Origin of the sequence: Micromonospora sp. WMMD723 (assembly GCF_049863385.1) — a bacterium.
Lineage (GTDB): Bacteria > Actinomycetota > Actinomycetes > Mycobacteriales > Micromonosporaceae > Micromonospora > Micromonospora wenchangensis.
This window is the reverse complement of sequence record NZ_JBMKNR010000001.1, coordinates 1,134,008-1,154,338: the sequence shown is the minus strand read 5'-3', so window position 1 is coordinate 1,154,338 and position 20,331 is coordinate 1,134,008. Positions and strand designations below refer to the sequence as shown.

Annotated in this window: 17 protein-coding genes; all 17 read left to right on the top strand. The window is 69.3% G+C overall.

What is annotated here, in order from left to right:
- Positions 1 to 27: 27 nt before the first annotated feature.
- On the top strand, positions 28 to 744 hold the full coding sequence (rplA, locus tag ACN261_RS05215) for a 50S ribosomal protein L1 (protein WP_204957688.1): 717 nt from the start codon (positions 28 to 30) through the stop codon (positions 742 to 744).
- Between the two features lie 82 nt (positions 745 to 826).
- Positions 827 to 1,666, top strand: coding sequence for an ATP-binding cassette domain-containing protein (locus tag ACN261_RS05210; protein ID WP_425848672.1), 840 nt, complete (start codon positions 827 to 829; stop codon positions 1,664 to 1,666).
- Positions 1,663 to 2,349, top strand: coding sequence for a hypothetical protein (locus ACN261_RS05205; RefSeq protein ID WP_425848670.1), 687 nt, complete (start codon positions 1,663 to 1,665; stop codon positions 2,347 to 2,349). Before ACN261_RS05210 ends, ACN261_RS05205 begins: the two co-directional genes overlap by 4 nt.
- Positions 2,350 to 2,651: 302 nt before the next feature.
- Positions 2,652 to 3,200, top strand: coding sequence for a 50S ribosomal protein L10 (rplJ, locus tag ACN261_RS05200; protein WP_088644793.1), 549 nt, complete (start codon positions 2,652 to 2,654; stop codon positions 3,198 to 3,200).
- Between the two features lie 54 nt (positions 3,201 to 3,254).
- Positions 3,255 to 3,644 (top strand): 50S ribosomal protein L7/L12, encoded by a 390-nt coding sequence (gene rplL, locus ACN261_RS05195; protein ID WP_088644794.1) that lies wholly within the window; start codon positions 3,255 to 3,257, stop codon positions 3,642 to 3,644.
- 591 nt (positions 3,645 to 4,235) lie between these two features.
- Positions 4,236 to 7,667, top strand: a complete 3,432-nt coding sequence (locus ACN261_RS05190) for a DNA-directed RNA polymerase subunit beta (protein WP_421484182.1) — start codon at positions 4,236 to 4,238, stop codon at positions 7,665 to 7,667.
- A gap of 81 nt (positions 7,668 to 7,748) precedes the next feature.
- Positions 7,749 to 11,639, top strand: a complete 3,891-nt coding sequence (locus ACN261_RS05185; protein ID WP_421484180.1) for a DNA-directed RNA polymerase subunit beta' — start codon at positions 7,749 to 7,751, stop codon at positions 11,637 to 11,639.
- Positions 11,640 to 11,754: 115 nt separating this feature from the next.
- The gene (locus tag ACN261_RS05180) at positions 11,755 to 12,123 is read left to right on the top strand and encodes a hypothetical protein (RefSeq protein ID WP_421484178.1); all 369 of its coding nucleotides are present in this window, start codon (positions 11,755 to 11,757) and stop codon (positions 12,121 to 12,123) included.
- 614 nt (positions 12,124 to 12,737) lie between these two features.
- A complete protein-coding gene (locus tag ACN261_RS05175; protein WP_204925021.1) occupies positions 12,738 to 13,109 on the top strand; it encodes a DUF4190 domain-containing protein in 372 nt (123 codons plus the stop codon).
- Positions 13,110 to 13,583: 474 nt separating this feature from the next.
- Entirely contained in the window at positions 13,584 to 13,958 is a 375-nt protein-coding gene (gene rpsL, locus ACN261_RS05170) for a 30S ribosomal protein S12 (protein ID WP_007465318.1), read from the top strand.
- A 1-nt stretch (position 13,959) separates the two neighbouring features.
- A complete protein-coding gene (gene rpsG / locus ACN261_RS05165) occupies positions 13,960 to 14,430 on the top strand; it encodes a 30S ribosomal protein S7 (RefSeq protein WP_088647009.1) in 471 nt (156 codons plus the stop codon).
- A 75-nt stretch (positions 14,431 to 14,505) separates the two neighbouring features.
- Positions 14,506 to 16,602 (top strand): elongation factor G, encoded by a 2,097-nt coding sequence (gene fusA, locus ACN261_RS05160; RefSeq protein ID WP_204924854.1) that lies wholly within the window; start codon positions 14,506 to 14,508, stop codon positions 16,600 to 16,602.
- A gap of 220 nt (positions 16,603 to 16,822) precedes the next feature.
- Positions 16,823 to 18,016, top strand: a complete 1,194-nt coding sequence (gene tuf / locus ACN261_RS05155; RefSeq protein ID WP_088647007.1) for an elongation factor Tu — start codon at positions 16,823 to 16,825, stop codon at positions 18,014 to 18,016.
- Positions 18,017 to 18,370: 354 nt separating this feature from the next.
- A complete protein-coding gene (gene rpsJ / locus ACN261_RS05150) occupies positions 18,371 to 18,679 on the top strand; it encodes a 30S ribosomal protein S10 (RefSeq protein WP_007073037.1) in 309 nt (102 codons plus the stop codon).
- Positions 18,680 to 18,690: 11 nt separating this feature from the next.
- Positions 18,691 to 19,356 (top strand): 50S ribosomal protein L3, encoded by a 666-nt coding sequence (gene rplC, locus ACN261_RS05145; protein ID WP_088647006.1) that lies wholly within the window; start codon positions 18,691 to 18,693, stop codon positions 19,354 to 19,356.
- Positions 19,353 to 20,030, top strand: a complete 678-nt coding sequence (rplD, locus tag ACN261_RS05140) for a 50S ribosomal protein L4 (RefSeq protein WP_421484176.1) — start codon at positions 19,353 to 19,355, stop codon at positions 20,028 to 20,030. The genes rplC and rplD overlap by 4 nt, the downstream gene beginning before the upstream one ends.
- Complete coding sequence (gene rplW, locus ACN261_RS05135) at positions 20,027 to 20,329, top strand: 50S ribosomal protein L23 (protein WP_067301418.1); 303 nt, start codon at positions 20,027 to 20,029, stop codon at positions 20,327 to 20,329. Before rplD ends, rplW begins: the two co-directional genes overlap by 4 nt.
- The last annotated feature ends 2 nt before the right edge of the window (positions 20,330 to 20,331 follow it).

Below are 20,331 nucleotides of genomic sequence, written 5' to 3'. Positions count from 1 at the left end.
CGCCAGAGACCACAGGAGTAACCCGAGATGCAGCGCAGCAAGACGTACCGCAAGGCCGCCGAGGCGATCGACAAGTCGAAGCTCTACACCCCGGCCGAGGCGGTCAAGCTCGCCAAGGACACCACCAGCGCCAAGTTCGACGCCACGGTCGAGGTCGCCATGCGCCTCGGCGTCGACCCCCGCAAGGCGGACCAGATGGTCCGCGGCGTGGTCAACCTGCCGCACGGCACCGGTAAGACCGCCCGCGTGATCGTCTTCGCCGCCGGCGCGAAGGCCGAGGAGGCCGTCGCCGCCGGTGCCGACGAGGTGGGCACGGACGAACTGGTCGCCCGGATCCAGGGCGGCTGGCTGGACTTCGACGCGGCGATCGCCACGCCGGACCAGATGGCCAAGATCGGCCGGATCGCGCGGATCCTGGGCCCGCGCGGCCTGATGCCGAACCCGAAGACCGGCACCGTGACCATGGACGTCACCAAGGCCGTCTCGGACATCAAGGGCGGCAAGATCACCTTCCGGGTGGACAAGCACTCCAACCTTCACCTGATCATCGGCAAGGCCTCGTTCTCCGAGACCCAGCTGATCGACAACTACGCCGCGGTGCTGGACGAGGTGCTCCGCGCCAAGCCGTCCGCGGCCAAGGGCAAGTACCTCAAGAAGGTCACCCTGGCCACCACGATGGGTCCGGGCGTCCCGATCGACCCGAACGTGGTGAAGAACCTCCAGGAGACCGCCGTCGAGGGCTGATCCCGACCGCTCCCGCGCAGGGGCCCCGCCACGCACCGTGGCGGGGCCCCTGCCGTGTGTCGGGCTGTGGCAGGCTCACCCCATGCGACTGGAGGACGTCCGGCTCCGGTACCACCGGGGCGGCCCCTGGGTACTGCGCGGCGTCTCGGCCCGCCTCGACCCGGGCGAGGTGGTGGTGGTGCTCGGCCGCAACGGGGCCGGCAAGTCGACCCTGCTGCAACTCTGCGCCGGGGTGCTGCGCCCGGTCCGGGGCCGGGTGGTCGACCGCCCGCACCGGGTCGGCTGGGTGCCCGAGCGGTTCCCCGCCGACCAGCCGTTCACCGTGACCCGCTACCTCACCGCCATGGGCCGGGCCGCCGGCCTGGGTCGGGCCGACGCCGACCGGGCCGTCGACAGGTGGACCGACCGGCTGGGCCTGGCCCCGTTCCGTGCGGTCCGCCTCCCCGACCTGTCCAAGGGCACCGCGCAGAAGGTCGGCCTGGCCCAGGCGATGCTGCGGACCCCCGGTCTGCTGGTCCTCGACGAGCCCTGGGAGGGGCTGGACGCCGCCGCCCGGGGCCTGGTCCCGGAACTGGTCGACGAGGTACTGGCGGCCGGGGGAGCGGTCCTGGTCAGCGACCACCGGGGCGAGACGGTCCGGCTCTCCGGGGCCCGGCACTGGACGGTCGCCGACGGCCTGGTCACCGACGAGCCGGCCGCCGCTGATGCCGCCGTCGCCGTGGTCGAGGTCGCGGTGCCGGCCGCGCGGGTGGCCGGCACCGTCGCCCGGTTGCGCGCCGACGGCCACCAGATCCTGCGGGTACGCGAACCCGCCGGCACGCCCCGGGGGGCGGCTGCGCCGCCGGCACCCGTCCCGCCCGCCGGGGCCGGGTCGGCCGGTGAGCCGGCGCGGGACGGCCGGGCGGGGGAGGTGGCCCGGTGACCGCCCTGGTCCGGATGCGGCTGGCCGGCTTCCTGCGTACCGGACGGGCGCTGGCGCCGCTGCTGGCCGGCCTGCTGGCCCTCGGCATCCTGTACGGCGGCGGCCGCGCCCGCCCGGCGGAGGCGTACGGCGTCAGCGCGGTGGTGCTCTTCCCGGTGCTGGCCTGGCAGACCAAGATCCTGCTGGACGTCGAACCGGACGTGCAGCGCCGGCTGGCGCAGGTGCTCGTCGGTCCGGTCCGGGAGCGGCTCGCCGGGCTGCTCGCGGCCGTGCTCGCCGGGGTGGGCACGGTGCTGGTCGCGCTGGTCTTCCCGTGGCCGGTCGGCGGGGTGGCCGCGCCCGGTCCGGATGATCCGCCGGTGGTGGCGGCGTTGGCCCTTGGCCTGTGGGCGCACCTGCTCGCCCTGCTGCCCGCGGTGGCCCTGGGTGCCCTGGCCAGCCGGGCGCTCACCCGCAGCGCCGGGTACGGCGTCGCCGTGCTCGCCCTGGGCGCGGTCGGCACCCTGGCGCTGGGCCTGCGCGGCTCGGTGGTGCCCTGGCTGGTGCCGCCGGTGCTGGCCACCGCGCGGGCGCTCGCCGGTTCCCTGCCCACCGGCACCGCGCTGCTCCTGTCGGCCTGGGCGCTGGTCTGGGCGGGGGTGGCGCTGGCCGGCTACGTCCGGTGGCGGCGGGTCCGCCCGTGACCGGCGGAGGGCGATTTGGTGATGGCCGGGCCGTCGCGTAACCTGGTCGGGTAGTTCCACCCAGAGACCGCTGGTCACCGTGCCCCGGCACGGTCGAAGGCTCCGCGATGACGGGCGACCCGCGCAGGGCGGTAAGCGTAGTTCGGTTCCTCCCCGTGGTCCGTCGACCATGGTGATCGGCCCCGCCCTCGCCCCGCGCGCCCTGCGCCGGGGCTTTTTCGTTGTCGTGACGCCTCCGGCGCCGTCACCGAGCCCCGTGCTCCCCGACGGCGACCAGCTCCGAGTAACGAGAGAGGAGGGACATGGCGGACAAGCCGATCCGGGCCGACAAGGCCACGGCCGTCGCTGAGCTGACCGAGAGCTTCCGTACCTCGGGCGCTGCGGTGCTCACCGAGTACCGTGGTCTGACGGTTTCCCAGCTCACCCAGCTGCGGCGCTCGCTCGGCAAGGAGACCACCTACACGGTCGCGAAGAACACGCTGGCCAAGCGTGCCGCGACCGAGGCGGGCATCTCCGGCCTCGACGAGCTGTTCACCGGTCCTACCGCGCTGACTTTCGTTTCGGGCGACGTCGTCGAGGCGGCGAAGGGTCTTCGCGACTTCGCGAAGGCCAACCCGAAGCTCGTCATCAAGGGCGGTGTGTTCGAGGGCAAGGCCATTTCCGCGGCCGAGGTCACGAAGCTCGCCGACCTGGAGTCCCGTGAGGTGCTGCTGGCCAAGCTGGCCGGCGCGATGAAGGGCAACCTGAGCAAGGCCGCGGCCCTGTTCCAGGCGCCGCTCTCCAAGGCCGCCCGCGCGGCGGCCGCCCTGGCGGACAAGAAGCGCGAGCAGGAGGGCGCCGAGGCGGCCTGAGGCCTCCCGGCGCACCACGTTCTTTAATTTTCATTGCGAGAAAGGACGCCAGACATGGCGAAGCTCAGCACCGACGAGCTGCTCGACGCGTTCAAGGAGATGACGCTGATCGAGCTCTCCGAGTTCGTGAAGCAGTTCGAGGAGACCTTCGAGGTCACCGCCGCCGCGCCGGTCGCGGTCGCCGCCGCCGGTGGTGCCGGTGGCGCCGCCGCCGCGCCGGTCGAGGAGGAGAAGGACGAGTTCGACGTCGTCCTCGAGGCCGACGGTGGCAAGAAGATCCAGGTCATCAAGGTCGTGCGTGAGCTGACCGGCCTGGGCCTCAAGGAGGCCAAGGACGCGGTCGAGTCCGCGCCGAAGGCGATCCTGGAGAAGGTCAACAAGGAGACCGCCGAGAAGGCGAAGGCCAAGCTCGAGGGTGAGGGCGCCAAGGTCACCCTCAAGTGACCTGTGGTCGACCCCTGCGGTCGACCGTGGCGCGTGTCCGGCTCGGGTGAGCCGCGGCACACCGCAAAATGAACGGGCGGTGATCCGACAGACGGATCACCGCCCGTCATGCTTGGTGACTCCGGGTATCAGTGGTGTGAGCAGGGTGTTCGCACTCGTGGTGCGACATGGCGGTGTCGCGGTGGGTAGCCCATCCGTGGGAAACCCGGCGAGCAGGCGCTTGGAGCCTCTTGACGTGGCCCCGGCCTGCCAGGCACGCTGACACCAGCAAGACCTTCCGCGCTTGCGACGGCCCCCTCTTGGGTAAAGGCTGCGGCAGCACCAGCAGTCGCTCCACCCGAGCGGTCCGACAGGAACGTCGTGTTCCGAGCGGCCCGGTACGACCCCGTTCTCCGGGGTCCCGAGGCGCGTTCCGCGACGACCTGCGGGATGGGCTGGACAGCGGTTAGCCTCTCGGCTACACTGCTAGTTTGCGCTGCCTTCCGACTTGACCCCTGCTCGGAAATGTCCGGTTACGGATATTTCTGGTGGGGTCATTGGAGTGCACGCGTACCAGCCGTTCTGCAGCACCGGTCCTCGGAAGGACGCATCTTGGCAGCTTCCCGCCCTGCGAAGACCAGTCGTACGTCGAGCGCTTTCGCGCCCCGCCGAGTTTCTTTCGGCAGGATCACCGAACACCTCGAGGTCCCCAACCTCCTCGCCATCCAGAACGAGTCCTTCGACTGGCTCGTCGGCAACGAGGCTTGGCAGGGCCGGTCGGCGGACGACCCGCACGCACGCTCGGGTCTCGCGGAAATCCTCGACGAGATCAGTCCCATTGAGGACTTTTCCGGCACCATGTCGCTGTCCTTCTCGGCACCGCGCTTCGACGAGGTCAAGGCCTCGATCGAGGAGTGCAAGGAGAAGGACCTGACCTACTGCGCCCCGCTGTTCGTGACGGCGGAGTTCACCAACAACACCACCGGCGAGATCAAGAGCCAGACGGTGTTCATGGGTGACTTCCCGATGATGACGCCCAAGGGCACCTTCATCATCAACGGCACCGAGCGCGTCGTGGTCAGCCAGCTCGTCCGGTCCCCGGGCGTCTACTTCGACAAGCAGCCGGACAAGACCTCCGACCGCGACCTCTCCAGCGTCAAGGTCATCCCCAGCCGGGGTGCCTGGCTGGAGTTCGACATCGACAAGCGCGACACGGTCGGCGTCCGCATCGACCGCAAGCGCCGGCAGGCCGTCACGGTCCTGCTCAAGGCCATCGGTTGGTCCGCCGAGCAGATCCGCGAGAAGTTCGGCTGGTCCGAGCTGATGATGACCACGCTCGAGAAGGACCACATCGCCGGCCAGGACGAGGCCCTGCTCGACATCTACCGCAAGCTCCGCCCTGGCGAGCCGCCGACCCGCGAGAACGCCCAGACCCTGCTCGACAACCTCTTCTTCAACCCGAAGCGGTACGACGTCGCCAAGGTCGGGCGCTACAAGTTCAACAAGAAGCTCGAACTGGACGTGCCGATCACCACCGGCACGCTCACCGAGGACGACGTCGTCGCCACCGTGGAGTACCTCTGCCGGCTGCACGCCGGTGAGGACGGCTACGAGGCCGACGACATCGACCACTTCGGCAACCGTCGCCTGCGTACCGTGGGCGAGCTGATCCAGAACCAGGTCCGGGTGGGTCTCTCCCGGATGGAGCGGGTCGTCCGCGAGCGGATGACCACCCAGGACGTCGAGGCGATCACGCCGCAGACCCTGATCAACATCCGCCCGGTGGTGGCGGCGATCAAGGAGTTCTTCGGCACGTCGCAGCTGTCCCAGTTCATGGACCAGACCAACCCGCTGGCGGGCCTGACCCACCGGCGGCGGCTGAGCGCGCTCGGCCCGGGTGGTCTGTCCCGGGAGCGGGCCGGCTTCGAGGTCCGCGACGTGCACCCGTCCCACTACGGCCGGATGTGCCCGATCGAGACGCCGGAAGGCCCGAACATCGGCCTGATCGGCGCGCTGTCCACCTTCGCCCGGGTCAACCCGTTCGGCTTCATCGAGACGCCGTACCGGAAGGTCGTCGAGGGTCGGGTCACCGACCAGATCGACTACCTGACCGCGGACGAGGAGGACCGGTTCGTCAAGGCCCAGGCCAACGCGCCGCTCAAGGCCGACGGCACGTTCGCCGAGGACCGGGTCCTGGTCCGCCGTAAGGGCGGCGAGACCGAGGACGTCGCGCCCGGCGCGGTCGACTACATGGACGTGTCGCCGCGGCAGATGACCTCGGTCGCGACCGCGATGATCCCGTTCCTGGAGCACGACGACGCCAACCGCGCGCTGATGGGCGCGAACATGCAGCGTCAGGCGGTGCCGCTGGTCAAGGCGGAGTCGCCGCTGGTCGGCACCGGCATGGAGTACCGCGCCGCAGTCGACGCCGGTGACGTGGTGGTGGCCGAGGTCGGCGGCGTGATCGAGGATCTCTGCGCCGACTACATCACCATCCACCAGGACGACGGCCACCGCCGGACGTACCTGCTGCACAAGTTCCGCCGCTCCAACGCCGGCTCCTGCGTCAACCAGAAGCCTGTCGTCTTCGAGGGCGACCGCGTCGAGGCCGGCCAGGTCATCGCCGACGGGCCGTGCACCGACGAGGGCGAGATGGCGCTCGGACGCAACCTGCTGGTCGCGTTCATGTGCTGGGAGGGTCACAACTACGAGGACGCGATCATCCTGTCGCAGCGCCTCGTGCAGCAGGACGTGCTCACCTCGATCCACATCGAGGAGCACGAGGTCGACGCCCGGGACACCAAGCTCGGCCCGGAGGAGATCACCCGGGACATCCCGAACGTCAGCGAGGAGATGCTCGCCGACCTCGACGAGCGCGGCATCATCCGGATCGGCGCCGAGGTCGTCCCCGGCGACATCCTGGTCGGCAAGGTCACGCCGAAGGGCGAGACCGAGCTGACCCCGGAGGAGCGGCTGCTGCGCGCGATCTTCGGCGAGAAGGCCCGGGAGGTCCGGGACACCTCGCTGAAGGTGCCGCACGGCGAGACCGGCACGGTCATCGGGGTGCGGACCTTCTCCCGCGAGGACGGCGACGAACTGCCGCCGGGCGTCAACGAGCTGGTCCGGGTGTACGTCGCCCAGAAGCGCAAGATCCAGGACGGCGACAAGCTCGCCGGCCGGCACGGCAACAAGGGTGTCATCTCGAAGATCCTGCCGATCGAGGACATGCCGTTCCTGGAGGACGGCACCCCGGTCGACATCGTGCTGAACCCGCTGGGTGTGCCGTCCCGGATGAACATTGGCCAGGTCCTGGAGACCCACCTCGGGTGGGTGGCCAAGACCGGCTGGAGCGTGGACGGCGACGACACCGAGTGGAAGCGTCAGCTCCGCTCGATCGAGGCGCACGAGTCCGAGCCGGACACCAACGTGGCCACGCCGGTCTTCGACGGTGCCCGCGAGGAGGAGATCTCCGGTCTGCTCGCGTCGACCCTGCCCAACCGGGACGGCAAGCAGCTGATCGGTTCCTCCGGCAAGGCGCAGCTGTTCGACGGTCGTTCCGGCGAGCCGCTGCCCGACCCGATCGCGGTCGGCTACATCTACATCCTGAAGCTCAACCACCTGGTCGACGACAAGATCCACGCCCGGTCGACCGGACCGTACTCGATGATCACGCAGCAGCCGCTGGGTGGTAAGGCGCAGTTCGGTGGCCAGCGCTTCGGTGAGATGGAGTGCTGGGCCATGCAGGCGTACGGCGCCGCCTACGCCCTGCAGGAACTGCTGACCATCAAGTCCGATGACGTCCTGGGCCGGGTCAAGGTCTACGAGGCGATCGTCAAGGGCGAGAACATCCCCGAGCCGGGCATCCCGGAGTCGTTCAAGGTGCTGCTCAAGGAGCTCCAGTCGCTGTGCCTGAACGTCGAGGTGCTCAGCAGCGACGGGGTGGCCCTGGAGATGCGCGAGACCGACGACGAGGTGTTCCGGGCCGCGGAGGAGCTGGGCATCGACCTGTCCCGGCGCGAGCCGAGCTCGGTCGAAGAGGTGTAAGTGGTGCGGGTCGGGGGCCGGTTGTCCGGCTCCCGACCCCGCCCGTGATCTAGCTGTAAAGACGACGACATAGGGGACATAGTGCTCGACGTCAACTTCTTCGACGAGCTGCGCATCGGCCTCGCGACCGCGGACGACATCCGTCAGTGGTCGCACGGCGAGGTCAAGAAGCCCGAGACGATCAACTACCGCACCCTCAAGCCGGAGAAGGACGGGCTCTTCTGCGAGAAGATCTTCGGTCCTCAGCGGGACTGGGAGTGCTACTGCGGCAAGTACAAGCGGGTCCGGTTCAAGGGCATCATCTGTGAGCGCTGCGGCGTCGAGGTGACCCGCTCCAAGGTCCGTCGTGAGCGGATGGGGCACATCGAGCTGGCCGCTCCGGTGACCCACATCTGGTACTTCAAGGGCGTGCCGAGCCGGCTGGGCTACCTGCTGGACCTCGCCCCCAAGGATCTCGAAAAGATCATCTACTTCGCCTCGTACGTCGTGACGAGCGTGGACGCCGAGGCGCGTCACCGCGACCTCTCGACGATCGAGAACGAGATCCTCGCCGAGAAGCGGCAGTCCGAGAACAGCCGCGACTCGGAGATCGAGAAGCGGGCCGCCAAGCTGGAGGCCGACCTGGCCGAGCTGGAGGCCGAGGGTGCCAAGGCGGACGTCCGGCGCAAGGTCAAGGAGGGCGGAGAGCGCGAGATGCGCCAGATCCGCGACCGGGCCCAGCGCGAGATCGACCGCCTCGACGAGGTCCTCGACACCTTCCGCAAGCTCGACTCCAAGCAGCTGGTCACCGACGAGCTGCTCTACCGCGAGCTGCGTGACCGGTTCGGCGAGTACTTCACCGGTGGCATGGGCGCCGAGGCGATCAAGGCGCTGGTCCAGAACATGGACCTCGACGCCGAGGCGGAGAGCCTGCGCGAGACCATCCGCTCCGGCAAGGGCCAGCGCAAGATCCGCGCGCTCAAGCGGCTGAAGGTCGTCGCGGCGTTCCTGAACACCCGCAACTCGCCGCTGGGCATGGTGCTGGACTGCGTCCCGGTCATCCCGCCGGACCTGCGCCCGATGGTGCAGCTCGACGGTGGCCGCTTCGCGACCTCCGACCTGAACGACCTGTACCGCCGCGTGATCAACCGGAACAACCGGCTCAAGCGGCTGATCGACCTCGGTGCCCCCGAGATCATCGTCAACAACGAGAAGCGGATGCTCCAGGAGGCCGTCGACGCGCTGTTCGACAACGGCCGTCGCGGCCGGCCGGTCACCGGCCCGGGTAACCGCCCGCTCAAGTCGCTGTCCGACATGCTCAAGGGCAAGCAGGGCCGGTTCCGGCAGAACCTGCTCGGCAAGCGCGTCGACTACTCCGGCCGTTCGGTCATCGTGGTCGGCCCCAAGCTGAAGCTGCACCAGTGCGGCCTGCCCAAGCAGATGGCGCTGGAGCTGTTCAAGCCGTTCGTGATGAAGCGGCTGGTCGACCTCAACCACGCGCAGAACATCAAGTCCGCCAAGCGGATGGTCGAGCGGCAGCGCCCGGTCGTGTGGGACGTGCTGGAAGAGGTCATCGGCGAGCACCCGGTGCTGCTCAACCGCGCGCCGACGCTGCACCGCCTGGGCATCCAGGCCTTCGAGCCGCAGCTGGTCGAGGGCAAGGCGATCCAGATCCACCCGCTGGTCTGCACCGCGTTCAACGCCGACTTCGACGGTGACCAGATGGCGGTGCACGTGCCGCTGTCGGCCGAGGCCCAGGCCGAGGCGCGGATCCTGATGCTGTCGTCGAACAACATCCTCAAGCCGGCCGACGGCAAGCCCGTCACCATGCCCACCCAGGACATGGTCATCGGCCTCTACCACCTCACCCACCTGACCCCGGGCGGGGTCGGCGAGGGCCGGGCGTTCAGCTCGGACGCCGAGGCGCGGATGGCCTTCGACGCGGGCGAGCTGCACCTGCAGACCCCGGTCAAGATCCGGCTGCGGGACGTGATCGGTGTCGACAACGGCAACGGCGCCCAGCCCTGGGTCGCCCCGGAGGGCTGGGTCGAGGGCGAGCCGCTGACCGTGGAGACCACGCTCGGCCGGGTCCTGTTCAACGAGACGCTGCCGCAGGGCTACCGCTTCGTGAACTACGAGATCCGCAAGGGTCAGCTCTCCGCGATCGTCAACGACCTCGCCGAGCGCTTCCCCAAGGTGGCGCTGGCCGCCACCCTGGACGGTCTCAAGGAGGCCGGCTTCCACTGGGCCACCTGGTCCGGCGTCACCATCGGCATGGAGGACGTCATCGCTCCGCCGCGCAAGCGGGAGATCCTGGAGCGGTACGAGAAGGAAGCCGACCGGATCGACAAGCAGTACCAGCGTGGTCTGATGACCGCCGAGGAACGTCGCGGCGAACTCATCGAGATCTGGACCAAGGCGACCAACGAGGTCGCCAAGGAGATGGACACCGCGCTGCCGCAGGAGAACCCGCTGTGGAAGATGATCAACTCGGGCGCCCGCGGTAACCTGCTCCAGCTCCGGCAGATCGCGGCGATCCGTGGTCTGGTGGCCAACCCGAAGGGCGAGATCATCCCGCGACCCATCAAGGCGTCGTACCGGGAGGGTCTGTCCGTGCTGGAGTACTTCATCTCCACGCACGGTGCCCGTAAGGGTCTGGCGGACACCGCGCTGCGGACCGCCGACTCGGGTTACCTGACCCGTCGTCTGGTGGACGTCTCGCAGGACGTCATCATCCGCGAGGAGGACTGCGGCACCGACCGGGCGATCCCGATGCAGATCGGCGAGCGTCTGGAGGGTGGCCGGCTGGTCGTCCACGAGCACGCCGAGACCAGCGTGCACGCCCGTACCCTGGCCGACGACATCAAGGGGCCGGACGGCACCGTGGTGGCCCACCGGGGTCAGGACATCAACTCCATCGGGGTCGACAAGATCGTCGCCGCCGGGGTGGAGACGGTCCGGGTGCGCAGCGTGCTCACCTGCGAGTCGAAGCTGGGCGTCTGCGGTGCGTGCTACGGCCGTTCGCTGCCGACCGGCAAGACCGTGGACGTCGGCGAGGCGGTCGGCATCATCGCCGCCCAGTCGATCGGTGAGCCGGGTACCCAGCTGACGATGCGTACCTTCCACACCGGTGGTGTCGCGGGTGAGGACATCACCCAGGGTCTGCCGCGTGTCCAGGAGATCTTCGAGGCCCGTATCCCGAAGGGCAAGGCGCCCATCGCCGACACCCCGGGCCGGATCCGGATCGAGGACGGCGAGCGGTCCCGGAAGATCATCGTGGTGCCTGACGACGGCAGCGACGAGATCGTCTACGACAAGATCTCCAAGCGGGTCCGGCTGCGGACCCACGACGGGGACCACGTCGAGGTCGGCGAGAAGCTCACCGAGGGCACCATCGACCCGCACGAGCTGCTGCGCATCCTCGGCCCGCGCGCGGTTCAGGTCCACCTGACCCAGGAGGTCCAGGAGGTCTACCGCTCGCAGGGTGTGCTCATCCACGACAAGCACATCGAGATCATCATCCGCCAGATGCTCAAGCGGGTGACGGTCATCGACTCCGGCTCGACCGAGTTCCTGCCGGGTGTGCTGGTCGACCGGGCGCTGTTCGAGTCGGAGAACCGCCGGCTCGTCGGCGAGGGTGGCGAGCCCGCCGCCGGTCGTCCGGTGCTGATGGGTATCACCAAGGCCTCGCTGGCCACCGACTCCTGGCTCTCGGCGGCCTCCTTCCAGGAGACCACCCGGGTGCTGACCGACGCGGCGATCAACTCGCGCAGCGACTCGCTGGTCGGCCTCAAGGAGAACGTGATCATCGGTAAGCTCATCCCGGCCGGTACCGGCATCAGCAAGTACCGCAACGTCCGGGTCGAGCCGACCGAGGAGGCGAAGGCCAAGGTCTACTCGATGACCGGCTACCCGGAGACCGACTACGGCTTCGGGCCGGCCAGCGGCCAGGCGGTTCCGCTGGACGACTTCGACTTCGGGTCGTACCGCTGAGCACCAGCTGACGAGGAAGGCCCCCGGCGTCGTGCCGGGGGCCTTCCTCGTTTCGGGCCGGTGTCCGTCGGCGGCACGTGTCCGGTGCGGCCGGCGGCCGGGCATGATGGTGGGCATGACGACCGCTGCGGGGCAGGTGCCGTCGGCATACCAGCCACCACGTCATCCGCTCGACCCCGACCCGGTACGCGCCACCAAGGCACGGGCCGTCTTTGCGCTCGGGTTGATCGGGGCGCTGACCGGGCTCTTCGTCGGCGGGGTGGTGCCCGCCACGATCGCCCTCCAGTTGGCCCGGCAGGCCCGCCGGGAGGCGTACGCCTCGGGTGGGTTCCTCACCGGCGCGGCCTGGCTGCGGCGGGGGGAGCGGCTGGCCCGGGTGGGCCTGGTGCTGGTGGCGGTCGCGGTGGTGACGCTGGTGGTGATCGGCGTGGTCCGGCTGGCCGGTTCCCCGTATGGGCAGGACTTCGCCCCGAACGTCGACTGACCCGTCGGGGTGATGATCCGGCAGGGGGCACCCGCGGTGCGCGGCGGCGGTAGCCTGGCCGGTGTCCGTCGCGTGACGGTGGACCCACATCGCGACAGGAGGACCCCGTGACGGAACCGGCGCCGCCGTCGGGAGGCGACCCGGGCCGACCGCCCGCCGGCTCCCCGGAGCCGGCCGCGCCCGGCACCGACGCCGGAGCGAACCGCGCACCCGACCCGTGGGCCGCGGGCCCGTGGGGCGCGCCGTCCGAGCCCGGCCCGGTGCACGGTGCCGGCATCCCGCCGGAGGCCACCCCCCTCGGGTACGCCCCACCACCGACGTCCGGGGCCGGCGGCACACCATCGGGTGGCGGGCCGGCCAGCGCTGTTCCGTTCGGTGGTGGGCCGTTCGGCGGTGGGTCGCCGTCGGGTGGCGGGCCGTACGCCGGGGCCGGGGGACCGCCCGCCGGGCCGTCGTCGTATCCCGGCCCGGGTGCGGCGTACCCCGGGACGCCCGGGTCGCACCCGGGGCAGCCGGCGGCCGGGACGGGCTGGCCGGCGCCGTCGGGGCACGGGCACGGGCCGCTGCCCCCACCGCCGCCGGACGCCCCGCGCGCCCCCAAGCGGGTCGACGCCGTGCCGGGCACCCCCTTCGGGGTGGTGCACCTGGACGTGCCGGCGGTCACCTCCGGGCCGGCGGTGGGCTCGTTGATCGCCGGCATCGGGTCGATTCTGGTGTCGTTCCTGGTGATCTGCTTCGGCGTCGGGGGAGCGCAGCTCGGCGGGGCCTGGGCGGCCGGCGCGTTCACGGTGCCGGGGGTGCTGGCCGGTGCGGCGGCGATCGTCGCCGGGCTGCTGGCCCGCCGGCAGATCCGCCGGGCGGCACCACCGCCGGCGGTGCGGTTCACCGGCCGGGGGCTGGCGACGGCCGGGATCAGCTGCGGTGGCGTGGGGCTGGTGCTCAGCCTGCTGGGCCTGGGGCTGGCGTTGTTGGTGCAGTTGGCGTGACCCCCGTCGCCCGGGGGTGACGGGCTGCGGCGCACGGCAGCCGGTACACTGGACAGCCTAGGGGCCCGTCACGGGCGAGCAGGCAGGGCGCACGGCGCGACCGACGGGATCTGAGACCCGGCGGACCAGCCCGTTTTGACCTGCGAGGCTGTGGTAGGTACTCTTTCCCCTTGCGCCCGGGCATGCCCGGGCGACTCGTGCGTGCGCGGGATCCGGATTGATCCGGAGATCGAGCGGCCGTACGACACAGTCGACAGGACCCGGCGGGCGGACGACCACGCGCCGGTGACAGAAACCGGTGCCACCCGCGCGAGCGACGGCACCGGGACCGCGAACCGGGCGACACACCCGACCGCGGGTACCGGGACCGCCGCGAGGTGGATCCGGTCGGAATGTAGGAGAGCCGGCCATCAGGTCGGCTAACGAGCAGACGGCGCGGTCGCGTGACGCGGCCGAAGGGAGCGGAGAAACCCGGTGCCCACCATTCAGCAGCTGGTCCGAAAGGGCCGCCAGGCCAAGACGACCAAGACCAAGACCCCGGCGCTGAAGGGATCCCCTCAGCGGCGCGGTGTGTGCACCCGCGTGTACACCACCACCCCCAAGAAGCCGAACTCGGCGCTCCGCAAGGTCGCGCGTGTCAAGCTCAGCAGCCAGATCGAGGTGACCGCCTACATCCCGGGCGTGGGTCACAACCTCCAGGAGCACTCCATCGTGCTCGTTCGCGGCGGCCGGGTGAAGGACCTCCCCGGCGTGCGTTACAAGATCGTCCGCGGTTCGCTGGACACCCAGGGTGTCCGTAACCGCAAGCAGGCGCGCAGCCGGTACGGCGCGAAGAAGGAGAAGAGCTGACATGCCGCGTAAGGGACCCGCTCCGCGGAAGCCGCTGGTCGCTGACCCGGTGTACAACTCGCCGCTGGTCACCCAGCTGGTCAACAAGATCCTGATGCGCGGTAAGCGTCAGCTCGCCGAGCGCATCGTGTACGCCGCCCTGGAGGGCTGCCGCGAGAAGAGCGGCACCGACCCGGTCGTCACCCTCAAGCGCGCCATGGACAACGTCAAGCCGACCCTGGAGGTGCGCAGCCGCCGGGTCGGTGGCGCCACCTACCAGGTGCCGGTCGAGGTGCGTCCGGCCCGGGCGACCACCCTCGGTCTGCGCTGGCTGGTCACGTACTCCAAGGCCCGCCGCGAGAAGACCATGGTCGAGCGGCTGATGAACGAGCTGCTCGACGCGAGCAACGGTCTGGGCGCCGCCGTCAAGCGACGCGAGGACACCCACAAGATGGCGGAGTCCAACAAGGCCTTCGCGCACTACCGCTGGTAACAGCCTGGTTCCGGCGCCGGACCGGCGCCGGAACCGCCACCGGTCGAGTCGAGACGACGATAAGTAGGGATTGAAGTGGCCGCCGCAGACGCGCTCGCCAACGTACGCAACATCGGCATCATGGCGCACATCGATGCCGGTAAGACCACGACCACCGAGCGGATCCTGTTCTACACCGGTATCACCTACAAGATCGGTGAGGTCCACGAGGGCGCTGCCGTCATGGACTGGATGGAGCAGGAGCAGGAGCGTGGCATCACGATCACCTCCGCTGCCACCAAGTGTGAGTGGAAGGGCCACACGATCCAGATCATCGACACGCCCGGTCACGTCGACTTCACGGTCGAGGTCGAGCGGTCGCTGCGGGTGCTGGATGGTGCGGTCGCGGTCTACGACGGCGTCGCCGGCGTGGAGCCGCAGACGGAGAACGTCTGGCGGCAGGCCGACAAGTACCACGTCCCGCGGATGTGCTTCGTCAACAAGCTCGACCGCACGGGCGCGGACTTCTTCCGCTGCGTGCAGATGATGATCGACCGGCTCAACGCCACCCCGCTGGTGCTCCAGATCCCGATCGGGCTCGAGGGCGACCACATCGGTGTCGTCGACCTGATCGGCATGCGTGCCCTCACCTGGCGCGGGGAGACCCAGAAGGGTGAGGACTACGCGATCGAGGAGATCCCGGCCGACCTGGCCGACTCCGCGGCCGAGTGGCGCGAGAAGCTGATGGAGACCCTGGCCGACGTCGACGACGCGGTGATGGAGAAGTACCTGGAGGGCGAGGAGATCTCCGTCGAGGAGATCAAGGCCGCCATCCGGCGGGCCACCATCGCCAGCAAGGCCAACCCGGTGCTGTGCGGCTCGGCGTTCAAGAACAAGGGCGTGCAGCCCATGCTCGACGCCGTGGTCGACTTCCTGCCGTCGCCGCTGGACGTGCCGGCCATCGAGGGCACCGCGACCGACGGCGAGACGCCGTTGCAGCGCAAGCCGTCGAAGGCGGAGCCGTTCTCCGGCCTGGCCTTCAAGATCCAGACCGACAAGCACCTCGGCAAGCTCACCTACGTCCGGGTCTACTCGGGCGTGGTCGAGACCGGTAACCAGGTGGTGAACTCCACCAAGGACCGCAAGGAACGGATCGGCAAGATCTACCAGATGCACGCCAACAAGCGGGAAGAGCGCGGCTCGGCCCAGGCTGGCGACATCATCGCGGTGCAGGGTCTCAAGCAGACCACCACCGGTGACACCCTCTGCGACCCGGCGAACCCGGTCATCCTGGAGTCGATGACCTTCCCCGAGCCGGTCATCGAGGTCGCGATCGAGCCGAAGACCAAGGCCGACCAGGAGAAGCTCAGCACCGCCATCCAGCGGCTGGCCGAGGAGGACCCGACCTTCCGCGTCAAGCTGGACGAGGAGACCGGTCAGACGGTCATCGCCGGCATGGGCGAGCTGCACCTGGACATCCTGGTCGACCGGATGCGCCGCGAGTTCAACGTCGAGGCGAACATCGGCAAGCCGCAGGTGGCGTACCGTGAGACGATCCGCCGCAAGGTGGACAAGATCGAGTACACCCACAAGAAGCAGACCGGTGGTTCCGGCCAGTACGCCCGCGTCATCGTGAGCATCGAGCCGCTGCCGCTGGACAACGAGTCGCCGACCTACGAGTTCGCCAACGCCGTCACCGGTGGCCGCATCCCCCGGGAGTTCATCCCGTCGGTGGACGCCGGTGCGCAGGACGCCATGCAGTACGGCATCCTGGCGGGCTTCCCGCTGGTCGGTGTCAAGCTGACCCTGCTGGACGGCCAGTACCACGAGGTCGACTCGTCCGAAATGGCATTCAAGATCGCCGGCTCGATGGTGATGAAGGAGGCGGCCCGCAAGGCCGACCCCGCGCTCCTCGAACCGATGATGGCCGTTGAGGTCACCACTCCCGAGGAGAACATGGGTGACGTCATCGGCGACCTCAACTCCCGCCGCGGCATCATCCAGGCGATGGAGGAGCGCAGCGGCGCCCGCATCGTGAGGGCCCTGGTGCCGTTGTCGGAGATGTTCGGCTACGTCGGCGACCTGCGGTCGAAGACCCAGGGCCGGGCAAGCTACAGCATGCAGTTCGACTCCTACGCCGAGGTGCCGCAGAGCGTGGCGAAGGAGATCATCGCCAAGGCGACGGGTGAGTGACGCTCACCTGCTGCTGATCCGGTGAGCCGGGGCCGGTCGCGGACGGGAGTCCCGCCCGCGACCACCTCGGTCGGGTTGTGTGAATCCGGGCCTGTAGGCTTCATCGCCGCAGAACCCACCAAGCTCTCCGGCCGTTGGCCGGAAAGGCTGTCGACAGAGTCCTAAGCGCCGTCCGGCGCGCCGGGGCGCGAAGAACCAAGAAGTCCACAGGAGGACACCAGTGGCGAAGGCGAAGTTCGAGCGGACTAAGCCGCACGTCAACATCGGCACCATTGGTCACATCGACCACGGTAAGACGACGCTGACGGCGGCCATCACGAAGGTCCTGCACGACCAGTACCCGGACCTCAACCCGTACACGCCGTTCGACGAGATCGACAAGGCGCCGGAGGAGAAGGCCCGCGGCATCACGATCTCGATCGCGCACGTCGAGTACCAGACCGAGGCGCGGCACTACGCGCACGTCGACTGCCCCGGGCACGCCGACTACATCAAGAACATGATCACCGGTGCCGCCCAGATGGACGGCGCGATCCTGGTGGTCGCGGCGACCGACGGTCCGATGCCGCAGACCCGCGAGCACGTGCTGCTGGCCCGTCAGGTCGGTGTGCCGTACATCGTCGTGGCGCTCAACAAGAGCGACATGGTCGACGACGAGGAGCTCCTGGAGCTCGTCGAGCTCGAGGTCCGCGAGCTGCTGTCGGCGCAGGAGTACCCGGGTGACGACCTGCCGGTCGTCCGGGTCTCGGCGCTGAAGGCCCTCGAGGGTGACCCCGAGTGGACCGGCCGCCTGCTGGAGCTGATGAACGCGGTCGACACCGCGATCCCGCAGCCCGAGCGGGAGACCGAGAAGCCGTTCCTCATGCCGATCGAGGACGTCTTCACGATCACCGGTCGTGGCACCGTCGTCACCGGCCGCGCCGAGCGTGGCGTGCTCAAGCCGAACGAGGAGGTGGAGATCGTCGGTATCCGCGAGAAGTCGCAGAAGACGGTCTGCACCGGCATCGAGATGTTCCGCAAGCTGCTCGACGAGGCCCGCGCGGGCGAGAACGTCGGTCTGCTGCTGCGTGGCATCAAGCGCGAGGACGTCGAGCGCGGCATGGTGGTCGTCAAGCCGGGCACCAGCACCCCGCACACGGAGTTCGAAGCGACGGTCTACATCCTCTCCAAGGAGGAGGGCGGCCGGCACACCCCGTTCTTCCAGAACTACCGTCCGCAGTTCTACTTCCGCACCACCGACGTCACCGGTGTCGTCACCCTCCCCGAGGGCACCGAGATGGTCATGCCGGGCGACAACACCACGATGGCCGTCAAGCTCATCCAGCCCATCGCGATGGAGGACAACCTCAAGTTCGCGATCCGCGAGGGTGGTCGTACGGTCGGCGCGGGTCGCGTCACCAAGATCATCAAGTGACCCAGGTAACCCCGATTAGCGTCGCCGCCGGTCGTGCGGCATACTAGTCAGGTTGCGTAACGACGGTTAGTCGCCCGTGTCCGGCGAAAGCTGGACCTCCGGGAAGACCAACAGTCGCGCGTAGGGTGGTTGATCGCCCCTGGCGGTCAACCACCCTCGCACGGCGTCCAGATCGCTGTGATGCGATCGGCGCCTTGACCCACCGCGTGGTCAGAGGATCGCTCCGGAGTCCCGGGGCGGAGCCTGGTCCGAGGGCGCGACACGCCCGACCGCGGGGGTCGGCGAAGTGGGCCTGTACCAGCCGGTACAGGTGCCCGCAACACAGCGGCATCGAGAGAAGGAACAGAAGCCACCATGGCGGGACAGAAGATCCGCATCCGGCTCAAGGCCTATGACCACGAGGTCGTCGACTCCTCGGCGCGGAAGATCGTCGAGACGGTGACGCGCACCGGGGCGCAGGTCGCGGGCCCGGTGCCGCTGCCCACGGAGATCAACCGTTTCTGCGTCATCCGCTCGCCGCACAAGTACAAGGACTCGCGCGAGCACTTCGAGATGCGTACGCACAAGCGGCTGATCGACATCATCGACCCGACCCCGAAGACGGTCGACTCGCTCATGCGCCTCGACCTGCCGGCTGGCGTCGACATCGAGATCAAGCTGTAGGGACCGGACAAATGGACAGGCAAGTCAAGGGGATCCTGGGCGCAAAGCTCGGCATGACCCAGGTCTGGGACAACAACAAGGTTGTCCCCGTGACCGTGGTTCAGGCCGGCCCCTGCGTCGTCAGCCAGGTTCGTAGCGCCGAGAAGGACGGTTACTCCGCAGTCCAGCTCGCCTACGGCACGATCGACCCGCGCAAGGCCAAGAAGCCGCTCGCCGGGCACTACGCCAAGGCGGACGTGGCGCCGCGCCGGCACATCGTCGAGCTGCGCACCACCGACGCCGCGGACTACTCGCTCGGCCAGGAGGTCACGGTCGAGGAGTTCCCGGTCGGCGTGGTCATCGACGTCACCGGCAAGACCAAGGGCAAGGGCTACGCCGGCCCGATGAAGCGGCACGGCTTCCACGGTCTGCGCGCCAGCCACGGTGTCGAGCGCAAGCACCGCTCGCCGGGCTCCATCGGCGCCTGCGCGACCCCGGGTCGCGTCTTCAAGGGCACCCGGATGGCGGGTCGGATGGGTGGCGTGCGCTACACCGTTCAGAACCTGACCGTCCAGGCGGTCGACACCGAGAACAACCTCCTGCTCGTCCGTGGTGCCATTCCCGGCCCCAAGGGCGCGCTGGTCCTGGTCCGCACCGCGGCCAAGACGAAGGCGAAGAAGGGCGGTGTGGCCAAGTGACCACCGTTGACGTCCTCAACGTCGAAGGCGCCAAGAGCGGCTCCGTCGAGCTGCCGGCCGACATCTTCGACGTCCAGGCCAACATCGCGCTGATGCACCAGGTCGTGGTGGCTCAGCTCGCGGCGGCCCGGCAGGGCACCCACAAGGCCAAGTCCCGTGGCGAGGTCTCCGGCGGCGGCAAGAAGCCGTACAAGCAGAAGGGCACCGGTCGCGCCCGGCAGGGCTCGATCCGCGCGCCGCAGTTCGCCGGCGGTGGCGTGGTCCACGGCCCGGTGCCGCGCGACTACAGCCAGCGGACCCCGAAGAAGATGAAGGCCGCCGCCCTGCGTGGCGCCCTCTCCGACCGGGCCCGCGCCGGCCAGGTGCACGTCGTCGAGACCTTCGTCTCGGGCGAGAAGCCGTCGACCAAGGCGGCCCTGGCCACCCTGGCCAAGCTGACCGGGGCCCGGCGGGTGCTTGTCGTGCTGAGCAGCACCGACGAGCTGAACTGGGTGTCGCTGCGCAACGAGCCTCGGGTGCACCTGATCGAGTCCGGCCAGCTCAACACGTACGACGTGCTGGTGGCCGACGACGTGGTCTTCAGCAAGGACGCCCTGGACGAGTTCCTGGGCGTGCCCGCGGAGGCCGGCCCCGCGGCCGAGTCCGCCGAGACCACCGAGGAGGGTGGCAAGTGAGCACGATCGCCGACCCGCGGGACGTCATCGTCGCGCCGGTCGTCTCGGAGAAGAGCTACAGCGAGCTGAACCGGAACTGGTACACCTTCCTGGTGCACCCGGACGCGAACAAGACCGAGATCAAGATCGCTATCCAGCAGATCTTCAACGTCCGCGTCCTGACGGTCAACACGCTCAACCGCCAGGGCAAGCGCAAGCGCACCAAGACCGGCTTCGGTCAGCGCAAGGCGACCAAGCGGGCGATCGTGAAGCTGGCTGACGGTGACCGTATCGAGGCCTTCGGCGGCCCGGTCAGCTGAGG

Coding starts and splice junctions, on each gene's coding strand:
- rplA (WP_204957688.1), top strand. CDS start 28: ATGCAGCGCAGCAAGACGTACCGCAAGGCCGCCGAGGCGATCGACAAG.
- ACN261_RS05210 (WP_425848672.1), top strand. CDS start 827: ATGCGACTGGAGGACGTCCGGCTCCGGTACCACCGGGGCGGCCCCTGG.
- rplJ (WP_088644793.1), top strand. CDS start 2,652: ATGGCGGACAAGCCGATCCGGGCCGACAAGGCCACGGCCGTCGCTGAG.
- rplL (WP_088644794.1), top strand. CDS start 3,255: ATGGCGAAGCTCAGCACCGACGAGCTGCTCGACGCGTTCAAGGAGATG.
- ACN261_RS05180 (WP_421484178.1), top strand. CDS start 11,755: ATGACGACCGCTGCGGGGCAGGTGCCGTCGGCATACCAGCCACCACGT.
- rpsG (WP_088647009.1), top strand. CDS start 13,960: ATGCCGCGTAAGGGACCCGCTCCGCGGAAGCCGCTGGTCGCTGACCCG.
- rpsJ (WP_007073037.1), top strand. CDS start 18,371: ATGGCGGGACAGAAGATCCGCATCCGGCTCAAGGCCTATGACCACGAG.
- rplC (WP_088647006.1), top strand. CDS start 18,691: ATGGACAGGCAAGTCAAGGGGATCCTGGGCGCAAAGCTCGGCATGACC.